Origin of the sequence: Streptomyces sp. NPDC093510, from assembly GCF_040683555.1 — a bacterium.
Lineage (GTDB): Bacteria > Actinomycetota > Actinomycetes > Streptomycetales > Streptomycetaceae > Streptomyces.
In genome coordinates, this window is record NZ_JBFBEE010000002.1 from 298,492 (window position 1) to 323,586 (window position 25,095).

The window sequence follows — 25,095 nt, forward strand, 5'->3', positions numbered from 1 at the left end:
TAACGGGAGCGCAATCGGCATTTCACAAGCCGTGCCGGAGAGTCGTAGCTTCGGTGTGGGGGCGTGCCCGGGACGGGGCCGGACGCGGCTTGCGTACAGCAGTAAAACCGCACCACAATGCTGGCGTAGTGCACTACATTGCATGGCGAAGTACATGACACTGAACCTCGGGAAAGGCTCGCCCGTGAACGTCTCCCGCAGCGATCAGGCGGCATCCACGACGACCCCGCAGGGCATCCGCGGCCGCGTCGGAGCCCTCGGCCCCGTCGGACTCGTGCTCGCGGGCGGGATCTCCGTGCAGTTCGGCGCCGCGGTCGCCGTGAGCGTGATGCCGAGGGTGGGGGCGGTCGGCATCGTGACGCTGCGGCTCGTCCTCGCCGCGCTCGTGCTGCTCGCCGTGTGCCGGCCGAAGGTGCGGGGGTACGCGCGGGCCGACTGGGGCACGGTCGTCGCGTTCGGCGTGGCGATGGCCGGGATGAACGGCCTCTTCTACCAGTCCGTCGCCCGCATCCCCATCGGCCCCGCCGTCACCCTGGAGGTCCTCGGCCCGCTCGCGCTCTCCGTGCTCGCCTCGCGCCGCGCCATGAACCTGGTCTGGGCGGGACTCGCCCTCTGCGGTGTCTTCCTGCTCGGTGGCGGGGGCGGGTTCGACGGGCTCGACCCGGTCGGGGTCGCCTACGCCCTCGGCGCCGGCGCGATGTGGGCGGTGTACATCCTCTTCAGCGCGCGCACCGGGCGGCGCTTCCCGCAGGCCGACGGGCTGGCCCTCGCGATGGTCGTCGCGGCCGTGCTCTTCCTGCCGATCGGGATCGCCGACGCCGGGTCGAAGCTGGTGCAGCCGGGCACGCTGGCGCTCGGCGCGGCCGTCGCGGTGATGTCGTCCGTGCTGCCGTACACGCTCGAACTCCTCGCGCTGCGGCGGCTGCCCGCGCACACCTTCGCGGTCCTGATGAGCCTGGAACCGGCCATCGCGTCCGTCGCAGGCTTCCTCGTCCTGAACCAGACGCTCTCCGCCGTCGAGGCGCTCGCGATCGCGCTGGTCATCGCGGCGAGCATGGGTGCGGTGCGGACGCAGGTGGGGCGGCGTGGGGTACGGGCGGCGGAGGGGCCGGTGGCGGGTTCGCCGACCGGTCCGCCGACCGGTCCGGCGGCTGATCCGGCGGCCGGTCCGGCGGCGGGTTCCGTGGTCGACGAGGCGGCCGAGCCCGCCCCCGGTGCGGAGGCCGAGCCCGCCCCCGGTGCGGCCGTCGACAGCACCCCCGCACCGGTCGGGCCGCCGTCCGAAAAGTAATGCAAGCACGCTTGCTTGTTTCTCTGAGCGCTGCCATGCTCCCAGGCACTTGGCACTTCCCGAGCCCTCGGCTTCGTACGTAGGGGCAGGGGAGACCCCGTTCGTGCCCCGAGGGGAGCGTTTCGTGTCCGATGCCCTGCCCGTGCTCGACGACCTGCGCAGCGAGAGCGAGGAACTCGACCGTCTCGTGGCCGGGGCGGGCGAGGAGCGATGGTCCCTCGCGACGCCCGCGCCCGGCTGGACCGTCGCCCACCAGATCGCGCACCTCACCTGGACGGACCGGGCCGCGCTGCTCGCCGCCACCGACCCCGAGGCCTTCGCCGCCGAGGTCGAGAAGGCCGCGGCGGCACCGGACTCGTTCGTGGACGAGGGGGCCGAGGAGGGTGCCGCGCTGCCGCCCGCCGAACTGCTCGCCCGCTGGCGGGCCGGGCGCGACGAGCTGTGGCGGGTCCTGAGCGAGGCTCCCGCCGGGACGCGGCTGCCCTGGTACGGGCCGCCCATGGCCGTGCCTTCCATGGCGTCGGCGCGGCTCATGGAGACCTGGGCGCACGGCCAGGACGTCGCGGACGCGCTCGGTGTGACGCGGGCCGCGACCGACCGGCTGCGGCACGTCGCGCGGATCGGCGTGCGGGCGCGGGACTTCGCCTTCGCCGTACGCGGACTGCGCGCCCCCGGCGAGGAGTTCCGGGTCGAGCTGACCTCGCCCGTGACGGGGGAGGTGTGGGCGTACGGCCCCGAGGACGCCGCCCAGCGGGTGACCGGACCGGCACTCGACTTCTGCCTCCTCGTCACCCAACGCGCCCACCACGCCGACCTGTCACTACAGGCAAAGGGCCCGGACGCCACCCACTGGCTGACCCTGGCCCAGGCTTTCGCAGGCCCCCCGGGCCCCGGCCGCCCCCCAAAGGGAGCCACCCAGTGACCCGCACCGCCTCCCTCGCATGGGCCGAACGCCCCGACGCCGCCCACCACCCGCCCCTCGTCCGGGCCTTCGCCGGGCCGCCCCTCCCCGGCCGCCCCCCGAAAGGAGCCGCGCAGTGACCGCACGTCCCCTGCGGATCGGTAACGCCTCCGGGTTCTACGGGGACCGGTTCGGTGCCATGCGCGAGATGCTCACCGGGGGGACGCTCGACGTTCTCACCGGGGATTATCTCGCCGAGCTCACCATGCTCATCCTCGGCCGTGACCGGCTCAAAGACCCCTCGCGGGGGTATGCGAAGACCTTTCTCCGGCAGTTGGAGGAGTGCCTCGGGATCGCCCACGAGCGGGGCGTCCGCATCGTCGCCAACGCGGGCGGGCTCAACCCTGCCGGGCTCGCCGACGCCGTACGGGAACTGGCGGGACGGCTCGGGCTCGGCGCGCTGCGGGTCGCCCACGTCGAGGGCGACGACCTCGGCGGCCGCTTCCCCGGCGCCCTCACCGCCAACGCCTACCTCGGCGGCGCCGGCATCGCCGCCTGCCTGGACGCGGGGGCCGACATCGTCGTCACCGGGCGCGTCACCGACGCCGCCCTGGTCAGCGGGCCCGCCGCCGCCCACTTCGGATGGGGGCCGACGGAGTACGACCGGCTCGCGGGGGCCGTCGTCGCCGGGCACGTCCTGGAGTGCGGCGCGCAGGCCACCGGCGGCAACTACGCCTTCTTCACCGGGGGAGGGAGGGAGCTGGGGCTCCTGCGCCATCCCGGGTTCCCGCTCGCCGAGATCCACGAGGACGGCTCGTCCGTCATCACCAAGCACGACGGCACCGGCGGCTTCGTCGACGTCGGGACCGTCACCGCGCAGCTCCTGTACGAGACGCAGGGCGCCCGGTACGCGGGACCCGATGTGACCGCACGCCTCGACACCGTCACCCTCACCCAGGCCGGCCCCGACCGCGTCCGGATCGACGGCGTGCGCGGTGAGGCGCCGCCCCCCACTCTCAAGGCGGGCCTCAACCGCCTCGGAGGCTTCCGCAACGAAGTCGTCTTCGTTCTCACCGGCCTCGACATCGAGGCGAAGGCCGCCGTCGTCCGCGCCCAGATCGAGGACGCCCTCGACCGGGCCACGTCCCGTCCCGCCGACGTGCGGTGGGAGCTGGCCCGCACCGACCGCGCCGACGCGCCCACCGAGGAGAGCGCCAGCGCCCTGCTCCGCCTCGTCGTGCGGGACGCCGACGCGGACACGGTCGGCCGCACGCTCAGCGGCGCCGCGATCGAGCTGGCCCTCGCCAGCTACCCCGGCTTCCACGTGACCGCGCCGCCCGGCAAGGGCTCGCCGTACGGGGTCTTCGAGGCGGCCCACGTCGACCGCGACACCGTCGAGCATGTCGCGGTCCTGCCCGGCGGGGAGCGCGTCCCCCTCCCCTCCGGCGCCGACACCCGCGTACTCGAAACACCGCCCCCCGCGCCGCTGCCCGCACCCCTGCCACCCGGCGGCCCCACCCGCCGCGCCCCCCTCGGCCTCGTCGCCGGGGCCCGCAGCGGCGACAAGGGCGGCGACGCGAACGTCGGCGTGTGGGTGCGGTCCGACGACGCGTGGCGGTGGCTCGCCCACGAGCTGACCGTCGAGCGGCTTCGTGAACTCCTCCCGGAGACCGCCGAGTTGACCGTCGTACGCCACGACCTGCCGAACCTGCGCGCCCTGAACTTCGTCGTCGAGGGGCTGCTCGGCGAGGGCGTGGCCGCGCAGGCCCGCTTCGACCCGCAGGCCAAGGGCCTCGGGGAGTGGCTGCGCGCCCGCCACCTGGACATACCGGAGGTACTGCTGTGACCGTCCTCGCGTCCGCGCTCGACCCCGCGAGCGCCGAGTACGCCGAGCACCGCCGGGTCATGCTGGACCGGCTCGCCGAGCTCGACACCGAACAGGCCAAGGCGCTCGAAGGGGGAGGGGAGAAGTACGTCGAGCGGCACCGCGAACGCGGCAAGCTGCTCGCCCGGGAGCGGATCGAGCTGCTCCTCGACCCGGACACCCCGTTCCTCGAACTGTCGCCGCTCGCCGGCTGGGGCAGCGACTACCCCGTCGGCGCCTCCATGGTCACCGGCATCGGCGTCGTCGAGGGCGTCGAGTGTCTGATCACCGCCAATGATCCGACGGTCAGGGGCGGTGCCTCCAACCCCTGGACGTTGAAGAAGGCATTCAGGGCGCACGAGATCGGGCACGCGAACCGGCTGCCGTCCATCCACCTCGTGGAGTCCGGGGGCGCCGACCTGCCCTCGCAGAAGGAGATCTTCATCCCGGGCGGCGCCCTCTTCAAACACCTCACCCAGTCCTCGGCGGCCGGGATTCCGACCATCGCCGTCGTCTTCGGGAACTCCACCGCCGGCGGCGCCTACGTACCCGGCATGAGCGACCACGTGATCATGGTCAAGGAGCGGGCGAAGGTCTTCCTCGGCGGCCCGCCCCTGGTGAAGATGGCGACCGGAGAGGAGAGCGACGACGAGTCGCTCGGCGGCGCCGAGATGCACGCCCGCACCTCCGGCCTCGCCGACTATCTCGCCGAGGACGAGCGCGACGCGCTGCGCCAGGCCCGCCGGGTCGTGTCGCGGCTCAACTGGCGCAAGGCGTACGCCGATCCGGACCCGGCGGACATCGCGGAGCCCGCGTACGACGAGGACGAGCTGCTCGGCATCGTCCCCGACGACCTGAAGAAGCCGTTCGACCCGCGTGAGGTCATCGCCCGCATCGTCGACGGCTCCGACTTCGACGAGTTCAAGCCTCTGTACGGGAGTTCACTCGTCACCGGGTGGGCCGCCCTGCACGGCTACCCCGTCGGCATCCTCGCCAACGCGCGGGGCGTGCTGTTCTCCGAGGAGTCCCAGAAGGCCGCCCAGTTCATCCAGCTGGCCAACCAGCGCGACATCCCGCTGCTCTTCCTGCACAACACCACCGGCTACATGGTCGGCAAGGAGTACGAGCAGGGCGGCATCATCAAACACGGCGCGATGATGATCAACGCGGTCAGCAACTCGCGGGTGCCACACCTGTCGGTGCTCATGGGGGCGAGCTACGGAGCCGGGCACTACGGCATGTGCGGCCGCGCCTACGACCCCCGCTTCCTCTTCGCCTGGCCCAGCGCCAAGTCCGCGGTCATGGGCCCCCAGCAGCTCGCGGGCGTCCTCTCGATCGTGGCGCGCGCCTCCGCGCAGGCCAAGGGACAGCCGTACGACGACGAGGCGGACGCCGGGCTCCGCGCCATGGTGGAGCAGCAGATCGAGTCCGAGTCGCTGCCGATGTTCCTGTCCGGGCGGCTCTACGACGACGGGGTCATCGACCCGCGCGACACCCGTACCGTCCTCGGCCTCTGCCTCTCCGTGATCCACACCGCCCCCTACGAGGGCGCACGCGGCGGCTTCGGCGTCTTCCGGATGTGAGGACCTTGACCGATGGACGTGAGGAACTCCCCATGATTACTTCCCTGTTGGTGGCCAACCGGGGCGAGATCGCCTGCCGCGTCTTCCGCACCTGCCGCGACCTCGGCATCGCCACCGTCGCCGTGTACTCCGACGCCGACGCGGACGCCCTGCACGTGCGCGAGGCCGACACCGCGGTACGCCTGCCGGGGGCGGCGCCCTCCGACACGTATCTGCGCGGCGACCTCGTCGTGAAGGCCGCGCAGGCCGCGGGCGCCGACGCGGTCCATCCCGGCTACGGCTTCCTCTCCGAGAACGCCGGGTTCGCGCGCGCCGTCCTGGACGCGGGCCTCCGCTGGATCGGGCCGCCGCCCGAGGCGATCGAGGCGATGGCGTCCAAGACGCGCGCCAAGGAACTGATGGGCGTCGAGCCGCTCGGGGACGTCACCGAGGAAGACCTGCCCGTCCTCGTGAAGGCGTCCGCGGGCGGCGGCGGGCGCGGCATGCGCGTCGTGCGCGACATGGCGGAACTGGCGGGCGAGCTGGCGGCCGCGCAGGCCGAGGCCGCCAGTGCCTTCGGTGACGGCGAGGTGTTCGTCGAGCCGTACGTCGAGGGCGGCCGGCACGTCGAGGTGCAGATCATGGCCGACGCGCACGGCACCGTGTGGCCCCTCGGCACCCGCGACTGCAGCCTCCAGCGCAGACACCAGAAGGTCATCGAGGAGGCCCCGGCCCCCGGCCTCGCGCCGGACCTGGTCGCCGAGCTGTACGCGCAGGCCGTGCGCGCCGCCCGCGTCACCGACTACCGCGGCGCGGGCACCGTCGAGTTCCTGGTGGCCGAAGGCCGGGCGCACTTCCTGGAGATGAACACCCGCCTCCAGGTCGAACACCCCGTCACCGAGGCCGTGTTCGGCCTCGACCTCGTGGCGCTGCAGATCCGGATCGCCGAGGGCCTCGCCCTGGAGAAGGACCCGCCGCCCGCGCACGGCCACGCCGTCGAGGCCCGCCTCTACGCCGAGGACCCGGCCGCCGGATGGGCCCCGCAGACCGGCACCCTGCACCGCCTCGACGTGCCCGGCGGAGTGCGCCTCGACACCGGGTACACCGCAGGGGACACCATCGGCGTGCACTACGACGCGATGCTCGCCAAGGCCGTCGCGTACGCGCCGACGCGCGCCGAGGCCGTGCGCAAACTGGCGGGCGCCCTGGAACGCGCCGCCGTCCACGGCCCGGTCACCAACCGCGACCTGCTCGTACGCTCCCTGCGCCACCCCGAGTTCACCGGGGCCCGCATGGACACCGGCTTCTACGACCGGCACGCGCCCGCCCTCACGGCCGCCGCCCCCGACCCGCACGCCCCGCTGGCCGCCGCGCTCGCCGACGCGCACGGAGTCTCCCGGTTCGGCGGCTGGCGCAACCTGCGCTCCCAGCCCCACCTCAAGCGCTACCGCAGCGAACCCGACGGCACCGAGCACGAGGTGCGCTACCACCACACCCGGCAGGGCCCCGCCGCCGACGGGGTGAGCGTGATCAGTGTGACGGGCGGACTCGTCGTACTCGAAGCGGGCGGCGTACGACGCACGTACACGGTCGAGCGGTACGGAGACCGCGTCCACGTCGGCACGCCCACCGGGGACACCGCCCTCACCCCGCTGCCCCTGCTCCCCGAGCCCACCGCCCGCCGCGCACCCGGCTCGCTGCTCGCCCCGATGCCCGGCACCGTCGTCCGCGTCGCGGACGGCGTCACCGAGGGGCAGCAGGTCACCGCCGGGCAGCCCCTCGTCTGGCTGGAGGCCATGAAGATGGAGCACCGCATCTGCGCCCCCGCCTCCGGAACGCTCACCGCCCTGCACGCCGTGCCCGGCCGCCAGGTCGAGGTCGGCGCGCTGCTCGCCGTCGTCCAAGCCGCCGCCCAAGAGGAAGAAGTCTCATGAGCACCGCTCGAAGCACCGCTCGCAGCACCGTCCTCGAAACCGAGGAGCACCAGGCCCTGCGCACCGCCGTCGCCGCACTCGGGCGCCGGTACGGCCGCGACTACCTGACCCGCGTCGCGGGCGCCGGCGGCCACCCCGACGAGCTGTGGGCGGACGCCGCGAAGCTCGGCTACCTGGGCGTGAACCTGCCCGAGGAGTACGGCGGCGGGGGCGGCGGAATCGCCGAACTGTCCATAGTCCTGGAGGAGTTGGGGGCGGCGGGCTGCCCCCTGCTGATGATGGTGGTGTCGCCCGCGATCTGCGGCACCGTCATCGCCCGGTTCGGCACCGAGGAGCAGAAGCGGGCCTGGCTGCCCGGCCTCGCCGACGGCTCCCGCACCATGGCCTTCGGGATCACCGAACCCGACGCGGGCTCCAACTCCCACCGCATCACCACCACCGCCCGCCGCGACCCCGACTCCGGCGACTGGCTGCTGACCGGCCGCAAGGTGTTCATCTCCGGTGTCGACATCGCCGACGCGACGCTCATCGTCGGCCGTACGTCCGACGCGCGGACCGGCAACCTCAAGCCGTGCCTGTTCATCGTCCCGCGCGACGCCCCGGGCTTCGAGCGGCGGCAGATCGACATGGAACTCCAGGCCGCCGAGAAGCAGTTCGAACTCGTGCTCGACGATGTGCGGCTGCCCGCCGACGCGCTCGTCGGCGACGAGGACGCGGGCCTCCTCCAGCTCTTCGCGGGCCTCAACCCCGAGCGCATCATGACGGCCGCGTTCGCGCTCGGCATGGGCCGGTACGCGCTGTCCCGCGCCGTCGAGTACGCCAAGGAACGCAGCGTGTGGAAGTCCCCGATCGGCGCCCACCAGGCCATCGCGCACCCCCTCGCCCAGTCCCACGTCGAGATCGAACTCGCCCGCCTGATGATGCAGAAGGCCGCCCGGCTCTACGACGAGGGCGACGACGTCGGCGCGGGCGAGGCCGCCAACATGGCGAAGCTCGCCGCCGCCGACGCCTGCGTGAAGGCCGTCGACCAGTCCGTGCACACGCTGGGCGGCAACGGCCTGACGAAGGAGTTCGGCCTCGCCTCGCTGATCGTGGCGTCGCGCGTGGCACGGATCGCCCCGGTGAGCCGGGAGATGATCCTCAACTACGTCTCGCACCAGACGCTGGGCCTGCCCAAGTCCTACTGAGGAGCGCTTCCCGTGAGTCTTTCCGTCTCTTCACCGGCGCGCGGCATCACCACCGTCACCCTGGACAGCCCCGAGCGGCGCAACGCGCTCTCGGCGGACCTGCTGGGCGCCCTGGCCGAGGCGCTCGACGACCTCGGCAAGGACGCCGGGACCCGCGCGGTCCTGCTCACCCACACCGGGACGACGTTCTGCTCGGGCGCCGACCTGAAGGCGCCGCCCGACCCGCGGGACTTCGTGCGGCTGCTCCGGCAGATCGTGGCGCTCCCCAAGCCCGTCGTGGCGCGCGTGAGCGGGCACGTGCGGGCGGGCGGACTCGGGCTGCTCGGCGCGTGCGACACGGCGGTGGCGGGCCCGGACGCCTCCTTCGCGTTCACGGAGGTCCACATCGGCGTCGCTCCCGCCGTGATCTCCCTGCCCCTCCTGCCCCGCCTCGACCCGAGCGCCGCGTCCCGCTACTGCCTCACCGGGGAGCGCTTCGACGCGGCGGAGGCGGCCAGGATCGGCCTGGTCACCGCGTACGCGACGGACGTCGACGCCGCCCTCGCACCCATGCTCGACGGGTTCCGGGCAGCGGCGCCGGGCGCCCTGGCCGAGACGAAGAAGCTGCTCACGGCTAGGGTGCTCGACGCATTCGACGACCAATCGGACGCCCTCATGGCCCTGTCCGCGCGGCTCTTCGGCTCCGCCGAGGCCCGCGAGGGGATGACGGCGTTCCTCGAACGACGGGAGCGCCCATGGGTGCTGTGACCGCCGCCGACCGCGCGCCCAAGCAGGACCGCAGCCGCGCCACGCGCCAGAAACTCCTGGAGGCCGCGGTGTCCTGCCTCGCCGAGCACGGCTGGGGCGGCTCGACGGTGTCGGTGGTCGCCGAGCGGGCGGGCGTCTCGCGGGGCGCGGCCCAGCACCACTTCCCCACCCGGGAGGACCTCTTCACGGCCGCCGTGGAGTACGTCGCCGAACAGCGCTCCACGGCGTTGCGTTCCCTGCCCGCGCAGGACAGGGCCTCGGTGGTCGCGGCCCTCGTCGACCTCTACACAGGCCCACTGTTCCGCGCGGCCCTCCACCTGTGGGTGGCCGCGTCGAACGAGCCCGCGCTCGGCTCCCGCGTCACGGAACTCGAATCCCGCGTGGGCCGCGAGACACACCGCATCGCGGTGTCCCTCCTCGACGCGGACGAGTCCCGCCCCGGCGTCCGCGAAACGATCCAGGGCCTCCTGGACATGGCGCGTGGCCTGGGCCTCGCGAACCTGCTGACGGACGACGGGGCGAGGAGGGAGCGGGTGGTGGCGCAGTGGACGGTGCTGGTGGAGGGGGCGCTGAGGGCCTGATCCCTCAATCGCCGGGGGAGATTTCAGCCCCTCCGGCGATCGAGGAGCGGGGTCAGCGAACGATGTCGCCGAACCCCGCGATCTCCTGAGGGCTGCGGCTGCCCGGCCCCACGTACCGCGCCGAGGGACGGACAAGGCGCCCCGTCCGCTTCTGCTCAAGAATGTGCGCCGACCACCCGGCGGTCCGCGCGCACGTGAACATCGACGTGAACATGTGCGCCGGCACCTCGGCGAAGTCGAGGACGATCGCCGCCCAGAACTCCACGTTCGTGGCGAGGACGCGGTCGGGCCTGCGGGCGTGCAGCTCGTCGAGGGCCGCCTTCTCCAGCGCCTCCGCGACCTCGAACCGGGGCGCCCCCAGCTCGCGCGCGGTGCGCCGCAGCACCCGCGCCCGCGGGTCCTCGGCCCGGTACACCCGGTGCCCGAAGCCCATCAGCCGCTCACCCTTGTCCAGCGCCTGCTTCACGTACGCGACCGCGTCCCCCGTGCGCTCGATCTCCTCGATCATGCCGAGGACCCGGGACGGGGCACCGCCGTGCAGCGGCCCGGACATCGCGCCGACGGCCCCGCTGAGCGCCGCCGCCACGTCCGCGCCGGTGGAGGCGATGACGCGGGCGGTGAACGTGGACGCGTTCATGCCGTGCTCGGCGGCCGACGTCCAGTACGCGTCGACGGCCTGGACGTGCTTGGGGTCGGGCTCCCCGCGCCACCGCTTCATGAACCGTTCGACGACCGTCCCGGCCTTGTCGATCTCCTGCTGCGGGACCATCGGCAGGCCCTGCCCGCGCGCGGACTGGGCGACGTACGAGAGGGCCATGACGGCGGCCCGCGCCAGGTCCTCGCGGGCCCGCTCCTCGCTGATGTCGAGCAGCGGGCGCAGACCCCAGACGGGTGCGAGCATCGCCAGGGCGGACTGGACGTCGACGCGGATGTCGCCGGAGTGCACCGGGATCGGGAAGGGCTCGGCGGGCGGCAGTCCGGGGTCGAAGGCGCCGTCGACGAGCAGGCCCCACACGTTCCCGAAGGAGACGTGGCCGACCAGGTCCTCGATGTCGACGCCGCGGTAGCGGAGCGCGCCGCCTTCCTTGTCCGGTTCGGCGATCTCCGTCTCGAACGCGACGACTCCCTCAAGACCAGGTACGAAGTCGGACATCAGGCGGCTCCTCATGATGGGTTCGACAGCGATCAGCTCATGACCAAGTGTCAAAGGTGGGCGTTTCCGGTCCGGTTCCACGGTCGTGCCCGCCGATGCGCGGCGGTCCGGCGACTCGCGGTCCGGAACGGTCCTCCCGGTGATGCCCCGTGAGGCTGGTGGTCACCCAACCGTTGCGGCAGCAGGACGATATCCCTTGGTGCCACCTTTGGCGACGGAATGCGGCACTCAGTGCCACACGTCACCTCTCCGTGGCGCGCGCGTTCCCTTCCCGCCCCCTGTGGCCGTGGCAAATACGGCAAGATGACCGTGTGACCGACTCCAGCGCCCCGCTCCCGGAACCGGCTGACATGCGTGAGCAGTACGCCACCGGCGGGCTCTCCGAGGCCGAGCTGCCGGCCGTGCCCATGGACCAGTTCGCCCTCTGGTTCAAGGAGGCGGCACGTGACAGGGACGCCGTCCACGAGCCGAACGCGATGGTCGTCTCCACGGCCGACGCGGCGGGCCGCCCCAGCTCCCGCACGGTGCTCCTGAAGGGCTTCGACGAGCGGGGCTTCGTCTTCTACACCAACTACGGTTCCCGCAAGGCCCGTGAGCTCGCCGCGAACCCGTACGTCTCGCTGCTGTTCCCCTGGCACGCGGTGGCCCGCCAGGTGATCGTCACCGGCACCGCGGAGCGCGTCGGGCGCGAGGAGACGGTCGCCTACTTCCGCACCCGCCCGCACGGCTCCCAGCTCGGCGCCTGGGCCAGCGCCCAGTCCTCCGTGCTCGCCTCACGCGGCGAACTCGACCGCGCCTACGCCGACTTGGCGTCCCGCTACCCCGAGGGCGAACAGGTCCCGGTCCCTCCGGACTGGGGCGGCTTCCGGGTGACCCCGCTGGCGGTGGAGTTCTGGCAGGGCAGAGCGGACAGGCTCCACGACCGCCTGCGCTACGTACGGGAAGAGGCCGGCGGGACCTGGCGGGTGGAGCGCCTGAGCCCGTGAGCCCCGCGCTGCCGGCCGCGGACCGGGGTGTTCCAGCCCGTCCGGCGATTGAGGACGAGTAGGCCGAAGGCCACGATCGACGGCGCCCCCCGCGCGGGGCACCACGTCACCCGGTCAGGACCCCGTCCAGAAACGGTTCGACCGCGGCGCGCCACGCCTCCGGCTGGTCGTAGTGCACGAGGTGGCCCGCGTCGGCGACCTCCGCGTACTCCCCGCGGGGCAGTACGCGGACCATCTCCTGGGACTCGGCCCGGCCGAGCTCGCCGTCCTGGCCGCGCACGACGAGCGCCGGGCAGCGGACCTGGATGAGCTCCTCCCAGTGCGCGTCGTGCACCCACGTCTCGCGGGAGCTGAGCATCTGGGCGCGGTCGAAGACGGGCCGCCAGCCGTCCGGGCCCTCGGCCATCACCTCGGCGAAGAACTCGCCGCGCGCGGGATTGGGCCGCTCCACCCAAGGGTCGTCCTCGCCGAACCACCTGCGTACGTCGGCGAGCGTCGCGAACGGCACCGGCCAGGACTTGAACCAGTCCTCCCACTCGCGCTGGGAGGCGGCCCCGAGCGCGGAGGCCCGCATGTCGCAGACGATGAGGCCCTGGACGAGGTCGGGGCGGCGGGCGGCGAGCTGCCAGGCGGTGAGGGCGCCCATGGAGTGGCCGATGAGGACGGCGGGGGCGAGGCCGAGCTGGACGAGGGCGGCCTCGGCGTCGTCCACGTAGGCATCGCGGGTGTAGGGGCCGTCGGCGGGCTTGTCGCTCCTGCCGTGGCCGCGCTGGTCGAGTGCGACCGCGCGGTGCCGCCCGGACAGCCAGCGGGCGGTTTCCGCCCAGTGCGAGGCGCGGCCCATCAGGCCGTGCAGCAACAGCACCCCACCGGGCGCCCCGTCGGCCTCCCTGACCTTGGGAGGGTCGGCGTACTCCCAGGCGGCGAGGCGTACGCCACCTGTGCCCGTCACATCGATGCGCCGCACCATGATTCCTGGCACCCCCCTTGGTCCCGCCCGGGTTTCACGCCTGGCCCTGCCTCACACCCCCGCACGCTATCGAACTCCCTTTCGAAAGCGGCCGGTTCGCCGATAACACCCCTCGTTCGGGTGACCACGCTCAAGGATTGACCGGCGTGGCCGAGGGGAGATCTCCATCGGGAGGCGGGCCGCTCGGGGATGACGGTCCGAGGGGAATGACCCTGAGAGCTCGGGGCTCCGGGTCAGTACAGGGGAGGACAGGCCCCGGCGCTCTTCAGCGCCGGGGCCCTCACCAGACGGGCACATCCTCCAGCCCCCTCTCCGGCCGACCGGCCAGACCTGGCGCCGACACGGTCAAGAGCCCTCAGGTCATATGCCTCTCGCGACAGCCTCGCACGCAAAACGCGTGGGCGCTGCGATTCCGCACACTGAATCTTGGATTCCGCAAGATCTCGTGGAGATCGTGAGGACCCGTCAACTTCCTCTCGCGCAACGCGAGTTGACCTCAGTGCCGCGAAAGGGTCCGTGACCTCAGCGCTTGGCGACGAAGACGTGCGACGCGATCTCCGCGGTGAGCTCCGCGGCCTCGCCGCTGCTGCCCACCAGAATGCCGCCCGCCGACTCCGTCACGCTCACCACGGAGCCCGGCTGCACACCGGCCCGCCGCAGTGTGTACATCAGCTGTGCGTCCGTCTGGATCGGCTCGCCGATGCGGCGCACCACGACCGTCTTGCCCTCGGCGCCCGGGTCGAGCTCCGACAGGGAGACCATGCCCTCGTCCAGGAACGGGTCCGCGCCGTCCTTCTCGCCCAGCTCCTCCAGGCCCGGGATCGGGTTGCCGTACGGAGACTCGGTGGGGTGGCGCAGCAGCTCCAGGACGCGGCGCTCCACCGCCTCGCTCATCACGTGCTCCCAGCGGCACGCCTCGGCGTGCACCTGCTCCCACTCCAGCCCGATCACGTCGACGAGCAGGCACTCCGCCAGGCGGTGCTTGCGCATCACGCGGGTGGCCAGGCGGCGGCCCTCCTCGGTGAGCTCCAGGTGCCGGTCGCTGGCGACCGCCACCAGGCCGTCGCGCTCCATGCGCGCCACGGTCTGGCTCACCGTCGGTCCGCTCTGGTCGAGCCGCTCGGCGATCCGGGCGCGCATGGGGACCACACCTTCCTCCTCCAGCTCGAGGATGGTGCGCAAATACATCTCAGTGGTGTCAATCAGCCCCGACATGGGTGCCCCTCAGAATTCGCTCGTGCGCTGGCCCTGCCCTCAATTCTGACGCATACCACTGACAACCGTGCCGCGCCGGTGGAATTCCCGCCCAGTACCGGCCTGTGACGGTGTTGACAGGGCACTGGTCCAGACCGCAACGTGATGCGAATGAGCTCGAAGAGCGAGAGCAAGCTGGTAGGTCAGTATTTCGACGCCGCGATCGGCCTGCTGCAGCGGGTCCGCGACGAGGAGTCCGAGAACGTCGCCGAGGCCGGCACGCTGCTCGCCGACGCGGTCGAGTCCGGCGGACGTCTCTTCGCCTTCGGCGCCGGGCACTCCTCCCTCGCCGCGCAGGACGTCGTCTACCGCGCGGGCGGCCTCGCCCTCATCAACCTCCTCGCCGCCCCCGGCGTCGTCGGCGTCGACGTCATGCCCGCCACGCTGGGCTCCGCCCTGGAGCGGGTCGACGGCCTCGCCGGCGCCGTCCTCGACTCCTCGCCGGCCCGCCCCGGTGACGCGGTCGTGATCGTCTCGCTCTCCGGGCGGAACTCGCTGCCGGTGGAGATGGCCATGAACGCCCGCGCGCTGGGCCTGAAGGTCATCGGCGTGACCTCGGTGGCGTACGCGACGGAGACGCGCTCGCGGCACGTCTCCGGCACCTTCCTGAAGGACCACTGCGACGTGGTGATCGACTCCAAGATCGGGGTCGGCGACGCGGAGCTCTCTCTCGACGGGGTCGATGCTCCGTTCGGGCCCGCCTCCAGCGTGGTCGCCAACGCGCTGATGCAGGCGATGACCGCCGCGGCGGTCGAGAAGCTCGCCGAGCGGGGCATCCAGCCGCCGCTCCTGCGCTCCGGGAACGTGGACGGCGGCCACGACTGGAACGGCCGCGTCTTCCAGGAGTACGGCGACCGGATCTTCTACCGGCGCTGAGCCGCGGCGCCCGGCCGCGCGTCCCCTTCGAAGCACACCCGCACCGTGAGGCCGCCGCCCGTCCTGTTCGCCTCGGCCGTCACCTCCGCCCCGTGCGCCCGCGCGATCGCCGCCACGATGGACAGGCCGAGACCCGCGCCCTCGCCCCGCGCGTGGGTGCGCTCGTGCAGGCGCCGGAAGGGCTCGAAGAGGTGCGGGACGGTGTCCGCGGGCACCTCCGGGCCCGTGTTGACGACCTCCAGCGTGCCGTCGCGGGCGACCAGGACGCTCACCCGGCCCTCCGGGACGTTGTAGCGCACCGCGTTCGCCACCAGGTTGTGGACCAGCCGGTCGAGCAGCACGCCGTCACCCGTCACCGTCAGCGGCTCGGCCCGCACCGACACGGCGACGCCGCGCCCGGCCGCCTCCTCGGCGAGGCCGTCAGCGACCGCGTGCGCGAGGACGTCCACCGAGACCGGCTCGCGCCGCTCCAGACCCTGCTCCGACGCGGCGAGCAGCAGCAGCCCCTCGATGAGGCGCTCGCTGTCGTCGGCCACGGAGATGAGCTTCGTACGGATCTTCGCGACCCGTTCCCGGTCGGGCTCCCCGGCGAGACCGATCTCGGCGGCCGCCCGCTGCACGGCCAGCGGCGTGCGCAGCTCGTGCGCCGCGTCGGCCGCGAACCGCTGCTGGGCGCCGACGAGCCGCTCCATCCGGTCCAGCATCTCGTCGAACGTGTCGGCGAGGTGCTTCAGCTCGCCCCGCGGCGCGTCCAGCGCGATCCGCTCGTGCAGATTGGCCCCCGAGAGGCGACGCGCGGTCTCGGCGATCACCGACACCGGGCGCAGCACCCGGCCCGCCATCCACCACGCGAGGGCGATCGACAGGACGGCGTAGACGGTGAGGACGATCGCGGAGACCGTCAGGAGCCGGTTGAGCGCGGCCTCGCCCGCGAGATCACTGATCTTCGTCACGGCGAGGCCCTTGTCGAGGTCGACCGGGACGCCCTCCACCCGCCGGGCGGGCACCGCGGAGGCCGCGGGCACCGGGACGGTGTTCCAGGGCGGGACAGAGCCGCGGGGCACCGCCGTGGTCACCGCCGTACTGATCGACGTGTACAGGCCCTGCTGCACGAGCAGATACACGAGCCCGGTCAGCAGCGCCCCGGCCAGCACGAGCAGCCCTCCGTAGAGGGCGGTCAGCCGGGCCCGCTCGCTGCTGACCGACACCTTCACAGCGACCGCCCCACGATCCGGTACCCGGCCCCCGGCACCGTCTCCACCACCGGCGGCTCGCCCAGCTTCGCCCGGAGCTTGGAGAGGGTGACGCGGACCGCGTTGGTGCGGTAACTGGTGTCCTCCTCCCAGACCTGCTCGATCAGGTCCTCGTTGCTGACCACCGCGCCGTCCGCGCGCAGCAGGGCCTCCAGGACCGCGAACTCCTTGCGGGACAGCGCCAGATGACGCCCGTCCCGATCGGCCTGGCGGCGCGCGGTGTCCAGGACGAGCCCGGCCCGCTCGATCACCGGCGGCAGCGCGGGGCGCGCACGGCGGCCGAGCGCGAGGACCCGGGCGAGGAGTTCCTCGTACGCGAACGGCTTGGTCAGATAGTCGTCCGCGCCGAGCCCGAGACCCGCCACGCGGTCACGCACCGTGCCCGACGCGGTCAGCATGAGGACCCGGGTCAGGAGGCGCTGCTCGACGACCCTGCGGCACACCTCGTCGCCGTGCACGCCCGGCAGGTCGCGGTCGAGGACCAGCACGTCGTACTCGCCGAGCTGCAGTTTTCGCAGTGCGGTCAGCCCGTCGGCCGCGACGTCGACGGCGAGCGCGTCGCGGCGCAGCCCTTCGGAGATCATCTCCGCCAGGAATTCCTCGTCCTCCACCAGCAGTACGCGCATGCCGCCCTGTGTACCGGAGAGTGACCTTTCGCCGGTGTAAGCGTCCCCGGTGAGAGAAACGAAACCCCGCTCCCCGCCAGCCTGTGCGCGTCACCCACGCCACATGTGAAGGGGAAGCCGAATGAGGACCGTCCGTAGGACCCGCACCCGCTCAGTGGCCGTCGCGTCGGCCTGCGCCGCACTCGCCCTGTTCGCCGGGGCCTGCTCGAACGGCACAGGCTCCGGCCCGGACTCCGGGTCCGGCTCGTCGGACAGCGCCGACGGCGGCAAGGGCGCCGACGCGGACAAGGCGTTCAAGGAGCGCGAGTGCCTGCGCAAGCAGGGCCTGAAGGTGCCCGAGCCCAAGTCCGGCCAGGACAGCCGCGGCATCACCATCGGCGGCGACATGAGCAAGGAGAAGATGGAGGCCGCCATGAAGAAGTGCGGCATGGGCGGCGGCTCCAAGGGCGGCGGCATCTCACAGGCCGACAAGGACAAGATGCTCGAGTACGCCCAGTGCATGCGCAAGAACGGGTTCGACATGCCCGACCCGAAGTTCGACGGCGGCGCGATGCAGGCCCAGCCCATGCCCAAGGGCGCCGAGGCCAAGAAGATGGAGAAGGCCGCCGGGGCGTGCAAGGGCATCGTCGGATGAGGCGCCGCACCGCCGTCGTCGCCACCGTCGTCGCCCTGCTCGCCGTCACCGGCGGCGGCATAGCCGTCACAGCCCTCGCCGAGACGGGCGGCAAGCAGGATTCCGCCCACCGTGACGCGGCCCTGCCGCCGGCCACCGCGTCCGTCGAACGGGGCGACCTCAGCAGCGGCACCCAGGTCGACGGCACCCTCGGCTACGCCAAGGAACGCAAGGTCAACGCGGGTGCGGCGGGCACGCTCACCTGGTCCGCGGGGGCAGGCTCCACCGTCGGCCGCGACGAGCGGCTCTACGAGGTCGACGGCACGCCCGTCCGCCTCATGTACGGCACCGAACCCATGTACCGCACGCTGAAGCCGGGCGACAAGGGCGACGACGTGCGCCAGCTGGAGGAGAACCTCGTGGCGCTCGGGTACGGGAACGGGCTCGCCGTCGACACCACGTACACCGACGGCACCGCCGCCGCCGTCAAGCAGTGGCAGAAGGCCCACGACCGCAAGCAGACCGGCCGGGTCGGACCCGACCAGATCGCCTTCCAGCCGTCCGCGGTCCGCGTGAAGTCCACCGGATCGACCGTCGGTGACCAGGTCGCCCCGGGCAAGCCGGTGCTCTCGACGACCGGCTCCCAGCGTGTCGTACGCGTCCGGCTCGACGTGGCGGAAGGGAGTTCGGCGAAGAAGGGCACCAAGGTCACCGTGACGCTCCCGGACGGCACCACGGTGCACGGCAAGGTCGCCTCCGTCGGCAGGACCGCCGAGCCCGGCGACGACCCCGACGACAAGACCCCCAAGATCCCCGTCACCGTCACCTTCGACGACCCCGGCAAGGTCGGCGGCTTCGACCAGTCGCCGGTCACCGTGAACCTCACCGGCGAGACCCGCGAGAACGTCCTCTCCGTCCCCGTCAACGCGCTCCTCGCGCTGCCCGGCGGCGGCTTCGGCGTCCAGGTCGTCGAGGGCGGCCGCACGCGGGATGTCGAGGTCGAGCTCGGCATGTTCGGGCAGGGCAGGGTCGAGGTGAGCGGCGGCGGGCTGCGGGAGGGCGCGAAGATCGGGGTGCCGAAGGCATGAGCGAGCCCCGACCGCCGTCCGCACCGCTGTCCACACCGTCGTCCGAACCGCCGCCCGCACCACCGTCCACCGTCGTCGAACTGGCGGGCGTCACCAAGGAGTACCCCGGCGGGGTCGCCGCCCTGCGCGGCGTCGACCTGACCGTCGCCTCCGGTGAACTCCTCGCCATCGTCGGCCCCTCCGGTTCCGGCAAGTCCACCCTCCTGCACATCGTCGGCACCCTCGACAGGCCCACCGCGGGCTCCGTCGCCATCGCGGGGCACGACGTCGCCGCGCTCACCGACCGCAGCCTCTCCGCGCTGCGCGCCCGGCACATCGGCTTCGTCTTCCAGGCGTTCCACCTCGTCCCGGGCATCAGCGCCCGCGACAACGTCGCCGAGGGCCTGCTGTACTCCGGCCTCTCGCGCGGCGAACGCCGCCGCAGGGCCGCGTACGCCCTGGAACGCGTGGGCCTCGCCGACCGCATGAAGCACCGGCCGCACGAACTCTCCGGCGGTCAGAAACAGCGCGTCGCCATCGCCCGCGCCGTCGTCGGCGAACCCGACCTGCTCCTCGCCGACGAACCCACCGGCGCGCTCGACTCCGAATCCGGCGAGACCGTCATGGCCCTGCTGCACGACCTCAACGCGGAGGGCGCCACCATCGCCGTCATCACCCACGACACGGAGCTCGCCGAACGCCTGCCGCGGCAGGTGCGGATCAGGGACGGCCGGGTCGTCGCGGACACGTGCGGGGCGGAGGTCGCGGCGTGAGAAGCGGGAAGCGTACGAAGACGCGCCGCGGGGCCGCGCTCAGGGCGGCCAGGCTCGGCCCCCGCGACGTCCTGCACGTCGGCTCCGCGGGCCTGCGCAGCCGGCCCGTACGGGTCGTCCTGTCCGCGCTCGGCATCGCCATCGGCATCGCGACGATGGTCGCGGTGGTCGGCATCTCGTCCTCCAGCAAGGCCCAGCTCATGCGGGAACTCGACGCGCTCGGCACGAACATGCTGGTGGCGTCGCCCGGCGAGCCGATGTTCTCCGGCGAGGAGGTGAAGCTGCCGCGCGACGCCGCCGGGCGGGTGGGGCGTGTGCAGGGAGTCGAGGACGTCGGCGCGACCGGTGACCTCGAACGGTCCGTGCGGCGCAGCGAGAAGATCCCGGAGGACGAGACGGGCGGCATCTCCGTGAAGGCGTCCACCGAGGGGCTGCTGAAGGTGCTGCGCGGACGCATGGCGCACGGCAGCTGGTTCAACGCCGCGAACAGCCGCTACCCGTCCGTGGTCCTCGGCCACGTGGCGGCCGATCGCCTCGGCATCACGTCACCCGGGCAGCAGGTCTGGATCGACGACCGGTACTTCACCGTCATCGGCATCCTCGACGCCCTGCCGCTCGCACCCGACGTCGAGCGGTCGGCGCTGACCGGCTGGGACGCGTCGAGGAAGCTCCTCGGCTTCGACGGGCATCCGACATCGGTGTACGAACGCTCCACCGACGCCTCCGTCTCCACCGTCCGCAAGCTGCTCGCCCCGTCCATCGACCCGGAGAACCCGCGCAACGTCCAGGTCACCGACCCGTCGTCGGCGCTCAGGGCGAAGGCGGCGACGGAGGGCGCGTTCTCCACGCTGCTGCTCGGCCTCGGCGGGATCGCTCTGCTCGTGGGCGGGGTCGGCGTCGCCAACACCATGATCATCTCGGTCCTGGAGCGGCGCTACGAGATCGGCCTGCGCCGCTCCCTGGGCGCGACCCGCGGCCAGATCCGCGTCCAGTTCGTGACGGAGTCCCTGATGCTGTCGGGCCTCGGCGGGGCGGCGGGGGTCGCGCTCGGCGCCGCGGCGACGGCGGCGTACGCGGTCTCCGGCGGCCTGCCGTGGGTGGTCCCGCCCTGGGCGATGGCGGGCGGCTTCCTGGCGACCCTGGCCATCGGCACGGTGGCGGGCCTGTACCCGGCGGTCCGGGCGGCCCGCCTCTCCCCGACCCTGGCGCTGCACGCGGCGTGACGAGCGCCCGGCCGGGGTCATGGCACAGGCTCTCAGGGGTCCAGGGACCGGGCCAGGTCCAGGGAGGCCGCCACCCGTGACGCGACGCTCTCCGCGTACGTCGCGTCGCCGCGGTCGAACTGGCCTCGGCCAGGGCCCCGGAGGAACGTCAACACGCCCAGCGTGCGGCCCCGGCTGCGGAGCACCGCGCACAGGGCGTGCACCGTGTCCTCGGGCCACTGGCGGGTCGACGCCCACTCGCGCGCCTGTTCCGGAGAGGCCGCCGCGCCCGCGTCGGCCCGCACCGACCCGGTGCGCTCCACGCACTGGGGAGCGGGGTGCCCCTCGGGGTAGCGGACGGGGATGCCCGCGGTGGCGACCGGCAGACAGGGGCCCGGCGGCCCCGCGGGCGTCGCCGCGACCCGCACCAGCCGCACCGGGTCCTCGCCGGCCGTCAGGTCCACCAGGGCGTGGTCGGCGAACCCGGCGAGGGCGAAGTCCAACTGGACCGTGGCCGCCTCCGTCGGGTCCTCGCACTCCGCGGTGGCCCGCGCCGCCCGGTGCAGCTGCTGCGAGCGGAACCGCAGCTGCGCGGCCTCCTGCTCGGCCTGCCTGGCCTCCGTGACGTCCATGAAGAGCCAGCCGACACCGAGCGGCACGGGCTCCTCCGCGAGCGGCGAGGCCAGCCGCAGGAAGCCGCTGCGCCAGCACCGCCGCTCACCCCCGTCCTCCCGCCCGGCCCCGGACCGCACCGACACCCACAGCTCGGCGGGGGCGGGCGGCGTCCCCTCGGCCAGCACATGGGTCAGCGCGCTCTCCAGCTCCTCGACGCCCTGCCCGAGCAGATCGGCGAGCGGCCGCCCGAGCACGGCGGCGGGGCCCACCCCGAAGGCGCGGGCCGCGTGTTCGTTCACGACGGCGGGCCGCAGGTCCGCGTCGACAAGCACCACGCCCCACGAGGCGCTCTCGAAGAGGGCCTCGCTGAGGGCGATGGACCGCTCCAGGTCGATCTGCGCGTGCACCTCGCTGAAGGCGCAGTACACCCCGGAGGGCTTCCCGCTCCCGGCCCGCACGGACGCGGACTGCATCCGCACCAGCACCCGACCGCCGTCCTTGGTCACCAGCGCGAACTCGTGCACCTGCCGGCCCGGCGCGTCCATCGCGGACAGCAGCCGCTCCTCGACGGCCCCGGCGTCGGCGGCCCGCACGGCCCACCCCGCGAACCCGCGCCGCCCGACGGCCTCCGCCGCCGTCCAGCCGAGGATGCGCTCGGCCTCGCGGTTCCAGTGCGTCACCACACCGTCGGCGTCGAACGCGCACAGCGCCGCGTCCATCCCGTCGAGCAGTGCCGCGAGCAACTCGGCTCCGCCGGGCTCGGGCTCTTCAGGACCCAGTTCGTCAGTGGTTCCGCTCTGCCGCGAAGCACTCACGTGGCACCCCCTACAGGCCGTCTGCCTGTACCGCATGTCAGATCATTCAACTGGAACGTGACGCACCCCACAGGAAGTTCCCGGAAGTCGGACAGAAAATCGTGCGCGGAAATTCGGTTGTGCGGCGCACGGGACGGTTTCTAGGGTGGCGTGCACACGAGAAGGGAGGTGGTTCGGCAGATGTATCGAAACCGGACGCGTGAGGTGACTGCGGGCTAGCGGCCCGACGTCGCAACTCGAATTCGGCGCCGGACCAGCGCATGCGATGTGCGCAGCCGGCCCTATTCCCAAGCAGTCACCCGACCCGCGAGCCGCCGGTACGTCCGGCCGGCTTCCTCCGCCCAGGCGGCAGGAACCACGGCTCGCGGGTCGTCTGCGTCCGCACGGGTGTTCAGCCCTTGCTGACCGCCGTGAGGATCTCCGGCAGGCGCCGCGCGAGACGCGGGGCGGCCAGCCGCGTGCCCAGCTCCGTGACCACCGCGCCGTAGGCCGCGCCCAGGGGCAGCAGGACCCACGTCCAGGAGGACGCGCCCGAGGCGTGCAGCCAGATCGTGAGGGCCAGGACGGGGGCGCACAGCAGGGCCGCCGCGACCATGCCGCCGAAGATGGAGATCCACGCGAGTCCCGCCTGGCCGGGGGCGACGTTCTTGTACCCCTCCTGCGGGATCGAGTACGGGAAGCGGGCCGAGGACCACGCGCCCGTGGCCAGCATCGCGCCGAGCAGGGCGCAGGAGAGGCCGAGGACCTCGGGCAGGGCCGGCCAGTCGCCGAGCATCGCGGTGGTGAGGACGGTGACAAGCGCGGCGTACGGCAGGGTGATGAGCAGCAGCGCGAGGGCCCGGCCGCGCAGTTCCACGTACGCGTCGCGCGTCGAGGAGATCGTCATCGCCACCATCCAGAACGCCGACGTGTCCTGGCCGAACTGGTTGTACATGAGGATGCCGAGCATCCCCGCCGCGAAGCACGCGAAGTAGACGGAGCCGGTGCCCTGCAGAGCGTTGAAGAGCGGCACGATCAGACCGATGGCGAGGGACGTCACCCAGGCCGCCTTGGTCTTCGGGTCACGCCACACGTAGCGCAGGCTGCGTTCCATGACGGTGCCGGTGCGGCCCGCGGGGAGGAGCCCGCCGAGGACGCCCGAGGCACGGGATGTGCCCTTGTCCGGCTCCGCCGCGGCGAGCGTGGAGCCGTCCGGCGCCGTCATCAGGCGGGTGAGGCTGCGCTCCCAGAGGGCGAGCAGGGCCAGCAGCGCGCCGGTGGTCAGGGCCAGTTGGGCCGCCGCCGTCGCGTACGCGCCCCCGCTCACCGAGTCGACCGCGCCGAGCGCCGCGGCCGGCGGAATCCAGCGCACGACGTCGGCCGCCGGGTCGAGCGTGCCGAGGCCGGACGAACCGAGCTTCTGCGCGCCGAAGTTGACGACCTGCGCGCCGACCGCGATGACGAGGCCGCTGAGGACCGCGAGGTCGCGTCCCTTGCGGCTGGTGAGAAGGCGGATGTTGGCGGCGGCGACCGCGCGGGCCAGCGCCACGCAGACGAGGAGGGTGAGGGCGACCGCGAGGACACCGGTGACGGCCGCCGCCGCGCCGTGGGCGAGCGCGACCGCCGCACCGGCCGCGAGGCAGAGCGTGAACAGCGGCCCGATGCCGACGAGAGAGGCGACGAGCAGCGCCCGCACGAGCGGGCGGGGCCGCAACGGCAGCATCACCAGGCGCGTCGGGTCGAGCGTCTCGTCGCCGCTGGGGAAGAAGAGCGGCATGACGGCCCAGCCGAGGGCGAGCACGCCGACGAGCAGGACGCAGACGGTGGCGGCGTGCGTGTTGCCGCGCAGCGCGACGAGGCCGAGGAGCTGGAGCGCGGCGAAGAGGAGCGAGACGGCGACGGACGCGATGTAGGCGGCGCGGCGGCCCGCCGACTGGCGCAGGCCGTTGCGCAGGAGGGACAGCTTGAGCCGTACGAAGACGGGGGTGATCGCCGGGGGCGCGGTGGTGTCCGCCGCGCTCATCGGAGACCGCCGCCCAGCCAGTCCAGGTCTGAGCCCGCGTCGCGGCCGTTCGCGCCGACGAGTTCGAGGAACGCCTGCTGCAGCGACGGCGCCGCGCCCCGCACCTCCGCGAGGGTGCCGTGTGCGCGGATGCGGCCCGCGGCCATGACGGCGACCCAGTCGCAGAGCGACTCGACGAGTTCCATGACGTGCGAGGAGAAGACGACGGTGGCGCCGGAGGCGGTGTAGCGCTCCAGGACGCCCCGGATGGTCTGGGCGGAGACGGGGTCGACTCCCTCGAACGGCTCGTCGAGGAAGAGGACTTCGGGGTTGTGGAGGAGCGCCGCGGCGAGGGCGATCTTCTTGCGCATGCCGGTCGAGTAGTCGACGACCAGTTTGTGCTGGGCGCCCGCGAGGTCGAGCACGTCGAGGAGCTGGGTGGCCCGCTTGTCGACCTCGGCCCCGGGCAGGCCGCGCAGCCTTCCGGTGTACGCGAGGAGTTCGCGCCCCGAGAGCCGCTCGAAGAGGCGCAGCCCCTCGGGGAGCACGCCGATGCGGGCCTTGACCTCGACGGGGTCGCGCCACACGTCGTGCCCGACGACCTCGACGGTGCCGTGGTCCGGCCTGAGGAGGCCGGTGGCCATGGAGAGGGTGGTGGTCTTCCCCGCGCCGTTGGGGCCGACCAGACCGATGAACTTGCCCGCGGGGAGGTTCAGATCGATCCCGGCCACCGCGACCTGTTCGCCGAACCGCTTCCAGAGCCCCTGGATCCGTACCGCCGCCGCATCGGTCACCGTGCCGCCCTTCGCCGCTTCCGCCGTGCCCGCACGATACGACGGCGGCG

At 73.0% G+C, this 25,095-nt stretch carries 23 protein-coding genes; 15 read left to right on the forward strand and 8 right to left on the reverse strand.

Features of this window, described 5'->3' with window-relative positions:
* Positions 1 to 142: 142 nt before the first annotated feature.
* The 9 genes from AB0N81_RS03725 (at position 143) to AB0N81_RS03765 (ending at position 10,067) form a co-directional block, all read left to right on the forward strand.
* Complete coding sequence (locus AB0N81_RS03725) at positions 143 to 1,291, forward strand: EamA family transporter (protein ID WP_365355328.1); 1,149 nt, start codon at positions 143 to 145, stop codon at positions 1,289 to 1,291.
* Positions 1,292 to 1,415: 124 nt separating this feature from the next.
* Positions 1,416 to 2,213, forward strand: coding sequence for a TIGR03084 family metal-binding protein (locus AB0N81_RS03730; RefSeq protein WP_365355330.1), 798 nt, complete (start codon positions 1,416 to 1,418; stop codon positions 2,211 to 2,213).
* Positions 2,210 to 2,332 (forward strand): hypothetical protein, encoded by a 123-nt coding sequence (locus tag AB0N81_RS03735; RefSeq protein WP_365355331.1) that lies wholly within the window; start codon positions 2,210 to 2,212, stop codon positions 2,330 to 2,332. Before AB0N81_RS03730 ends, AB0N81_RS03735 begins: the two co-directional genes overlap by 4 nt.
* Positions 2,329 to 4,038, forward strand: coding sequence for an acyclic terpene utilization AtuA family protein (locus AB0N81_RS03740; protein ID WP_365355333.1), 1,710 nt, complete (start codon positions 2,329 to 2,331; stop codon positions 4,036 to 4,038). The genes AB0N81_RS03735 and AB0N81_RS03740 overlap by 4 nt, the downstream gene beginning before the upstream one ends.
* Entirely contained in the window at positions 4,035 to 5,639 is a 1,605-nt protein-coding gene (locus AB0N81_RS03745) for a carboxyl transferase domain-containing protein (RefSeq protein WP_365355334.1), read from the forward strand. The genes AB0N81_RS03740 and AB0N81_RS03745 overlap by 4 nt, the downstream gene beginning before the upstream one ends.
* Positions 5,640 to 5,671: 32 nt before the next feature.
* Entirely contained in the window at positions 5,672 to 7,552 is a 1,881-nt protein-coding gene (locus AB0N81_RS03750; protein WP_365355336.1) for a biotin carboxylase N-terminal domain-containing protein, read from the forward strand.
* Positions 7,549 to 8,739, forward strand: coding sequence for an acyl-CoA dehydrogenase family protein (locus tag AB0N81_RS03755; protein ID WP_365355338.1), 1,191 nt, complete (start codon positions 7,549 to 7,551; stop codon positions 8,737 to 8,739). The genes AB0N81_RS03750 and AB0N81_RS03755 overlap by 4 nt, the downstream gene beginning before the upstream one ends.
* A gap of 12 nt (positions 8,740 to 8,751) precedes the next feature.
* A complete protein-coding gene (locus tag AB0N81_RS03760; RefSeq protein WP_365355340.1) occupies positions 8,752 to 9,486 on the forward strand; it encodes an enoyl-CoA hydratase family protein in 735 nt (244 codons plus the stop codon).
* Positions 9,474 to 10,067 (forward strand): TetR/AcrR family transcriptional regulator, encoded by a 594-nt coding sequence (locus AB0N81_RS03765; protein WP_365355341.1) that lies wholly within the window; start codon positions 9,474 to 9,476, stop codon positions 10,065 to 10,067. The genes AB0N81_RS03760 and AB0N81_RS03765 overlap by 13 nt, the downstream gene beginning before the upstream one ends.
* A gap of 52 nt (positions 10,068 to 10,119) precedes the next feature.
* On the opposite strand, the gene AB0N81_RS03770 is transcribed toward AB0N81_RS03765, so the two are convergent.
* Entirely contained in the window at positions 10,120 to 11,220 is a 1,101-nt protein-coding gene (locus AB0N81_RS03770) for a citrate synthase 2 (protein WP_365355342.1), read from the reverse strand.
* Between the two features lie 350 nt (positions 11,221 to 11,570).
* On the opposite strand from AB0N81_RS03770, the gene pdxH reads away from it, so the two are divergent.
* A complete protein-coding gene (pdxH, locus tag AB0N81_RS03775; protein ID WP_365355670.1) occupies positions 11,571 to 12,206 on the forward strand; it encodes a pyridoxamine 5'-phosphate oxidase in 636 nt (211 codons plus the stop codon).
* Between the two features lie 106 nt (positions 12,207 to 12,312).
* Here the strand turns inward: pdxH and AB0N81_RS03780 are convergent, their stop codons facing one another.
* Both AB0N81_RS03780 and AB0N81_RS03785 read right to left on the reverse strand, forming a co-directional pair.
* The gene (locus tag AB0N81_RS03780; RefSeq protein ID WP_365355343.1) at positions 12,313 to 13,176 is read right to left on the reverse strand and encodes an alpha/beta hydrolase; all 864 of its coding nucleotides are present in this window, start codon (positions 13,174 to 13,176) and stop codon (positions 12,313 to 12,315) included.
* Between the two features lie 522 nt (positions 13,177 to 13,698).
* Positions 13,699 to 14,391, reverse strand: coding sequence for a metal-dependent transcriptional regulator (locus AB0N81_RS03785; protein WP_365355345.1), 693 nt, complete (start codon positions 14,389 to 14,391; stop codon positions 13,699 to 13,701).
* Between the two features lie 150 nt (positions 14,392 to 14,541).
* Here AB0N81_RS03785 and AB0N81_RS03790 point away from each other — a divergent pair, with 150 nt between their 5' ends.
* Positions 14,542 to 15,306: an SIS domain-containing protein gene (locus tag AB0N81_RS03790; protein ID WP_365355346.1), complete on the forward strand. Its 765-nt coding sequence runs from the start codon at positions 14,542 to 14,544 to the stop codon at positions 15,304 to 15,306.
* Here the strand turns inward: AB0N81_RS03790 and AB0N81_RS03795 are convergent.
* Together AB0N81_RS03795 and AB0N81_RS03800 are read right to left on the reverse strand one after the other, a co-directional pair.
* A complete protein-coding gene (locus AB0N81_RS03795) occupies positions 15,294 to 16,520 on the reverse strand; it encodes an ATP-binding protein (protein ID WP_365355347.1) in 1,227 nt (408 codons plus the stop codon). The genes AB0N81_RS03790 and AB0N81_RS03795 overlap by 13 nt on opposite strands.
* Positions 16,517 to 17,185, reverse strand: coding sequence for a response regulator transcription factor (locus tag AB0N81_RS03800; RefSeq protein ID WP_365355348.1), 669 nt, complete (start codon positions 17,183 to 17,185; stop codon positions 16,517 to 16,519). Before AB0N81_RS03800 ends, AB0N81_RS03795 begins: the two co-directional genes overlap by 4 nt.
* Before the next feature lie 121 nt (positions 17,186 to 17,306).
* On the opposite strand from AB0N81_RS03800, the gene AB0N81_RS03805 reads away from it, so the two are divergent.
* The 4 genes from AB0N81_RS03805 to AB0N81_RS03820 are packed head-to-tail and all read left to right on the forward strand — an operon-like array spanning position 17,307 to position 20,861.
* Positions 17,307 to 17,819: a hypothetical protein gene (locus AB0N81_RS03805; protein ID WP_365355350.1), complete on the forward strand. Its 513-nt coding sequence runs from the start codon at positions 17,307 to 17,309 to the stop codon at positions 17,817 to 17,819.
* On the forward strand, positions 17,816 to 18,886 hold the full coding sequence (locus AB0N81_RS03810) for a peptidoglycan-binding protein (RefSeq protein WP_365355351.1): 1,071 nt from the start codon (positions 17,816 to 17,818) through the stop codon (positions 18,884 to 18,886). Before AB0N81_RS03805 ends, AB0N81_RS03810 begins: the two co-directional genes overlap by 4 nt.
* On the forward strand, positions 18,883 to 19,638 hold the full coding sequence (locus tag AB0N81_RS03815; RefSeq protein ID WP_365355353.1) for an ABC transporter ATP-binding protein: 756 nt from the start codon (positions 18,883 to 18,885) through the stop codon (positions 19,636 to 19,638). The genes AB0N81_RS03810 and AB0N81_RS03815 overlap by 4 nt, the downstream gene beginning before the upstream one ends.
* A complete protein-coding gene (locus tag AB0N81_RS03820) occupies positions 19,635 to 20,861 on the forward strand; it encodes an ABC transporter permease (protein WP_365355355.1) in 1,227 nt (408 codons plus the stop codon). Before AB0N81_RS03815 ends, AB0N81_RS03820 begins: the two co-directional genes overlap by 4 nt.
* A 32-nt stretch (positions 20,862 to 20,893) precedes the next feature.
* On the opposite strand, the gene AB0N81_RS03825 is transcribed toward AB0N81_RS03820, so the two are convergent.
* The 3 genes from AB0N81_RS03825 to AB0N81_RS03835 all read right to left on the reverse strand — a co-directional run bounded on the left by AB0N81_RS03825 (position 20,894) and on the right by AB0N81_RS03835 (position 25,045).
* Complete coding sequence (locus AB0N81_RS03825) at positions 20,894 to 22,270, reverse strand: PAS domain-containing protein (protein ID WP_365355357.1); 1,377 nt, start codon at positions 22,268 to 22,270, stop codon at positions 20,894 to 20,896.
* Positions 22,271 to 22,661: 391 nt separating this feature from the next.
* Positions 22,662 to 24,272: a transporter gene (locus tag AB0N81_RS03830; RefSeq protein WP_365355359.1), complete on the reverse strand. Its 1,611-nt coding sequence runs from the start codon at positions 24,270 to 24,272 to the stop codon at positions 22,662 to 22,664.
* Positions 24,269 to 25,045 (reverse strand): ABC transporter ATP-binding protein, encoded by a 777-nt coding sequence (locus tag AB0N81_RS03835; protein ID WP_365355360.1) that lies wholly within the window; start codon positions 25,043 to 25,045, stop codon positions 24,269 to 24,271. The genes AB0N81_RS03830 and AB0N81_RS03835 overlap by 4 nt, the downstream gene beginning before the upstream one ends.
* Positions 25,046 to 25,095 lie beyond the last annotated feature (50 nt).

Excerpts from the sequence above, each read along its gene's own strand:
- AB0N81_RS03725 (WP_365355328.1), top strand. The coding sequence starts at position 143 with ATGGCGAAGTACATGACACTGAACCTCGGGAAAGGCTCGCCCGTGAAC.
- AB0N81_RS03750 (WP_365355336.1), top strand. The coding sequence starts at position 5,672 with ATGATTACTTCCCTGTTGGTGGCCAACCGGGGCGAGATCGCCTGCCGC.
- AB0N81_RS03755 (WP_365355338.1), top strand. The coding sequence starts at position 7,549 with ATGAGCACCGCTCGAAGCACCGCTCGCAGCACCGTCCTCGAAACCGAG.
- AB0N81_RS03765 (WP_365355341.1), top strand. The coding sequence starts at position 9,474 with ATGGGTGCTGTGACCGCCGCCGACCGCGCGCCCAAGCAGGACCGCAGC.
- AB0N81_RS03770 (WP_365355342.1), bottom strand. The coding sequence starts at position 11,220 with ATGTCCGACTTCGTACCTGGTCTTGAGGGAGTCGTCGCGTTCGAGACG.
- pdxH (WP_365355670.1), top strand. The coding sequence starts at position 11,571 with ATGCGTGAGCAGTACGCCACCGGCGGGCTCTCCGAGGCCGAGCTGCCG.
- AB0N81_RS03780 (WP_365355343.1), bottom strand. The coding sequence starts at position 13,176 with ATGGTGCGGCGCATCGATGTGACGGGCACAGGTGGCGTACGCCTCGCC.
- AB0N81_RS03785 (WP_365355345.1), bottom strand. The coding sequence starts at position 14,391 with ATGTCGGGGCTGATTGACACCACTGAGATGTATTTGCGCACCATCCTC.
- AB0N81_RS03790 (WP_365355346.1), top strand. The coding sequence starts at position 14,542 with ATGAGCTCGAAGAGCGAGAGCAAGCTGGTAGGTCAGTATTTCGACGCC.
- AB0N81_RS03800 (WP_365355348.1), bottom strand. The coding sequence starts at position 17,185 with ATGCGCGTACTGCTGGTGGAGGACGAGGAATTCCTGGCGGAGATGATC.
- AB0N81_RS03805 (WP_365355350.1), top strand. The coding sequence starts at position 17,307 with ATGAGGACCGTCCGTAGGACCCGCACCCGCTCAGTGGCCGTCGCGTCG.
- AB0N81_RS03810 (WP_365355351.1), top strand. The coding sequence starts at position 17,816 with ATGAGGCGCCGCACCGCCGTCGTCGCCACCGTCGTCGCCCTGCTCGCC.
- AB0N81_RS03815 (WP_365355353.1), top strand. The coding sequence starts at position 18,883 with ATGAGCGAGCCCCGACCGCCGTCCGCACCGCTGTCCACACCGTCGTCC.
- AB0N81_RS03830 (WP_365355359.1), bottom strand. The coding sequence starts at position 24,272 with ATGAGCGCGGCGGACACCACCGCGCCCCCGGCGATCACCCCCGTCTTC.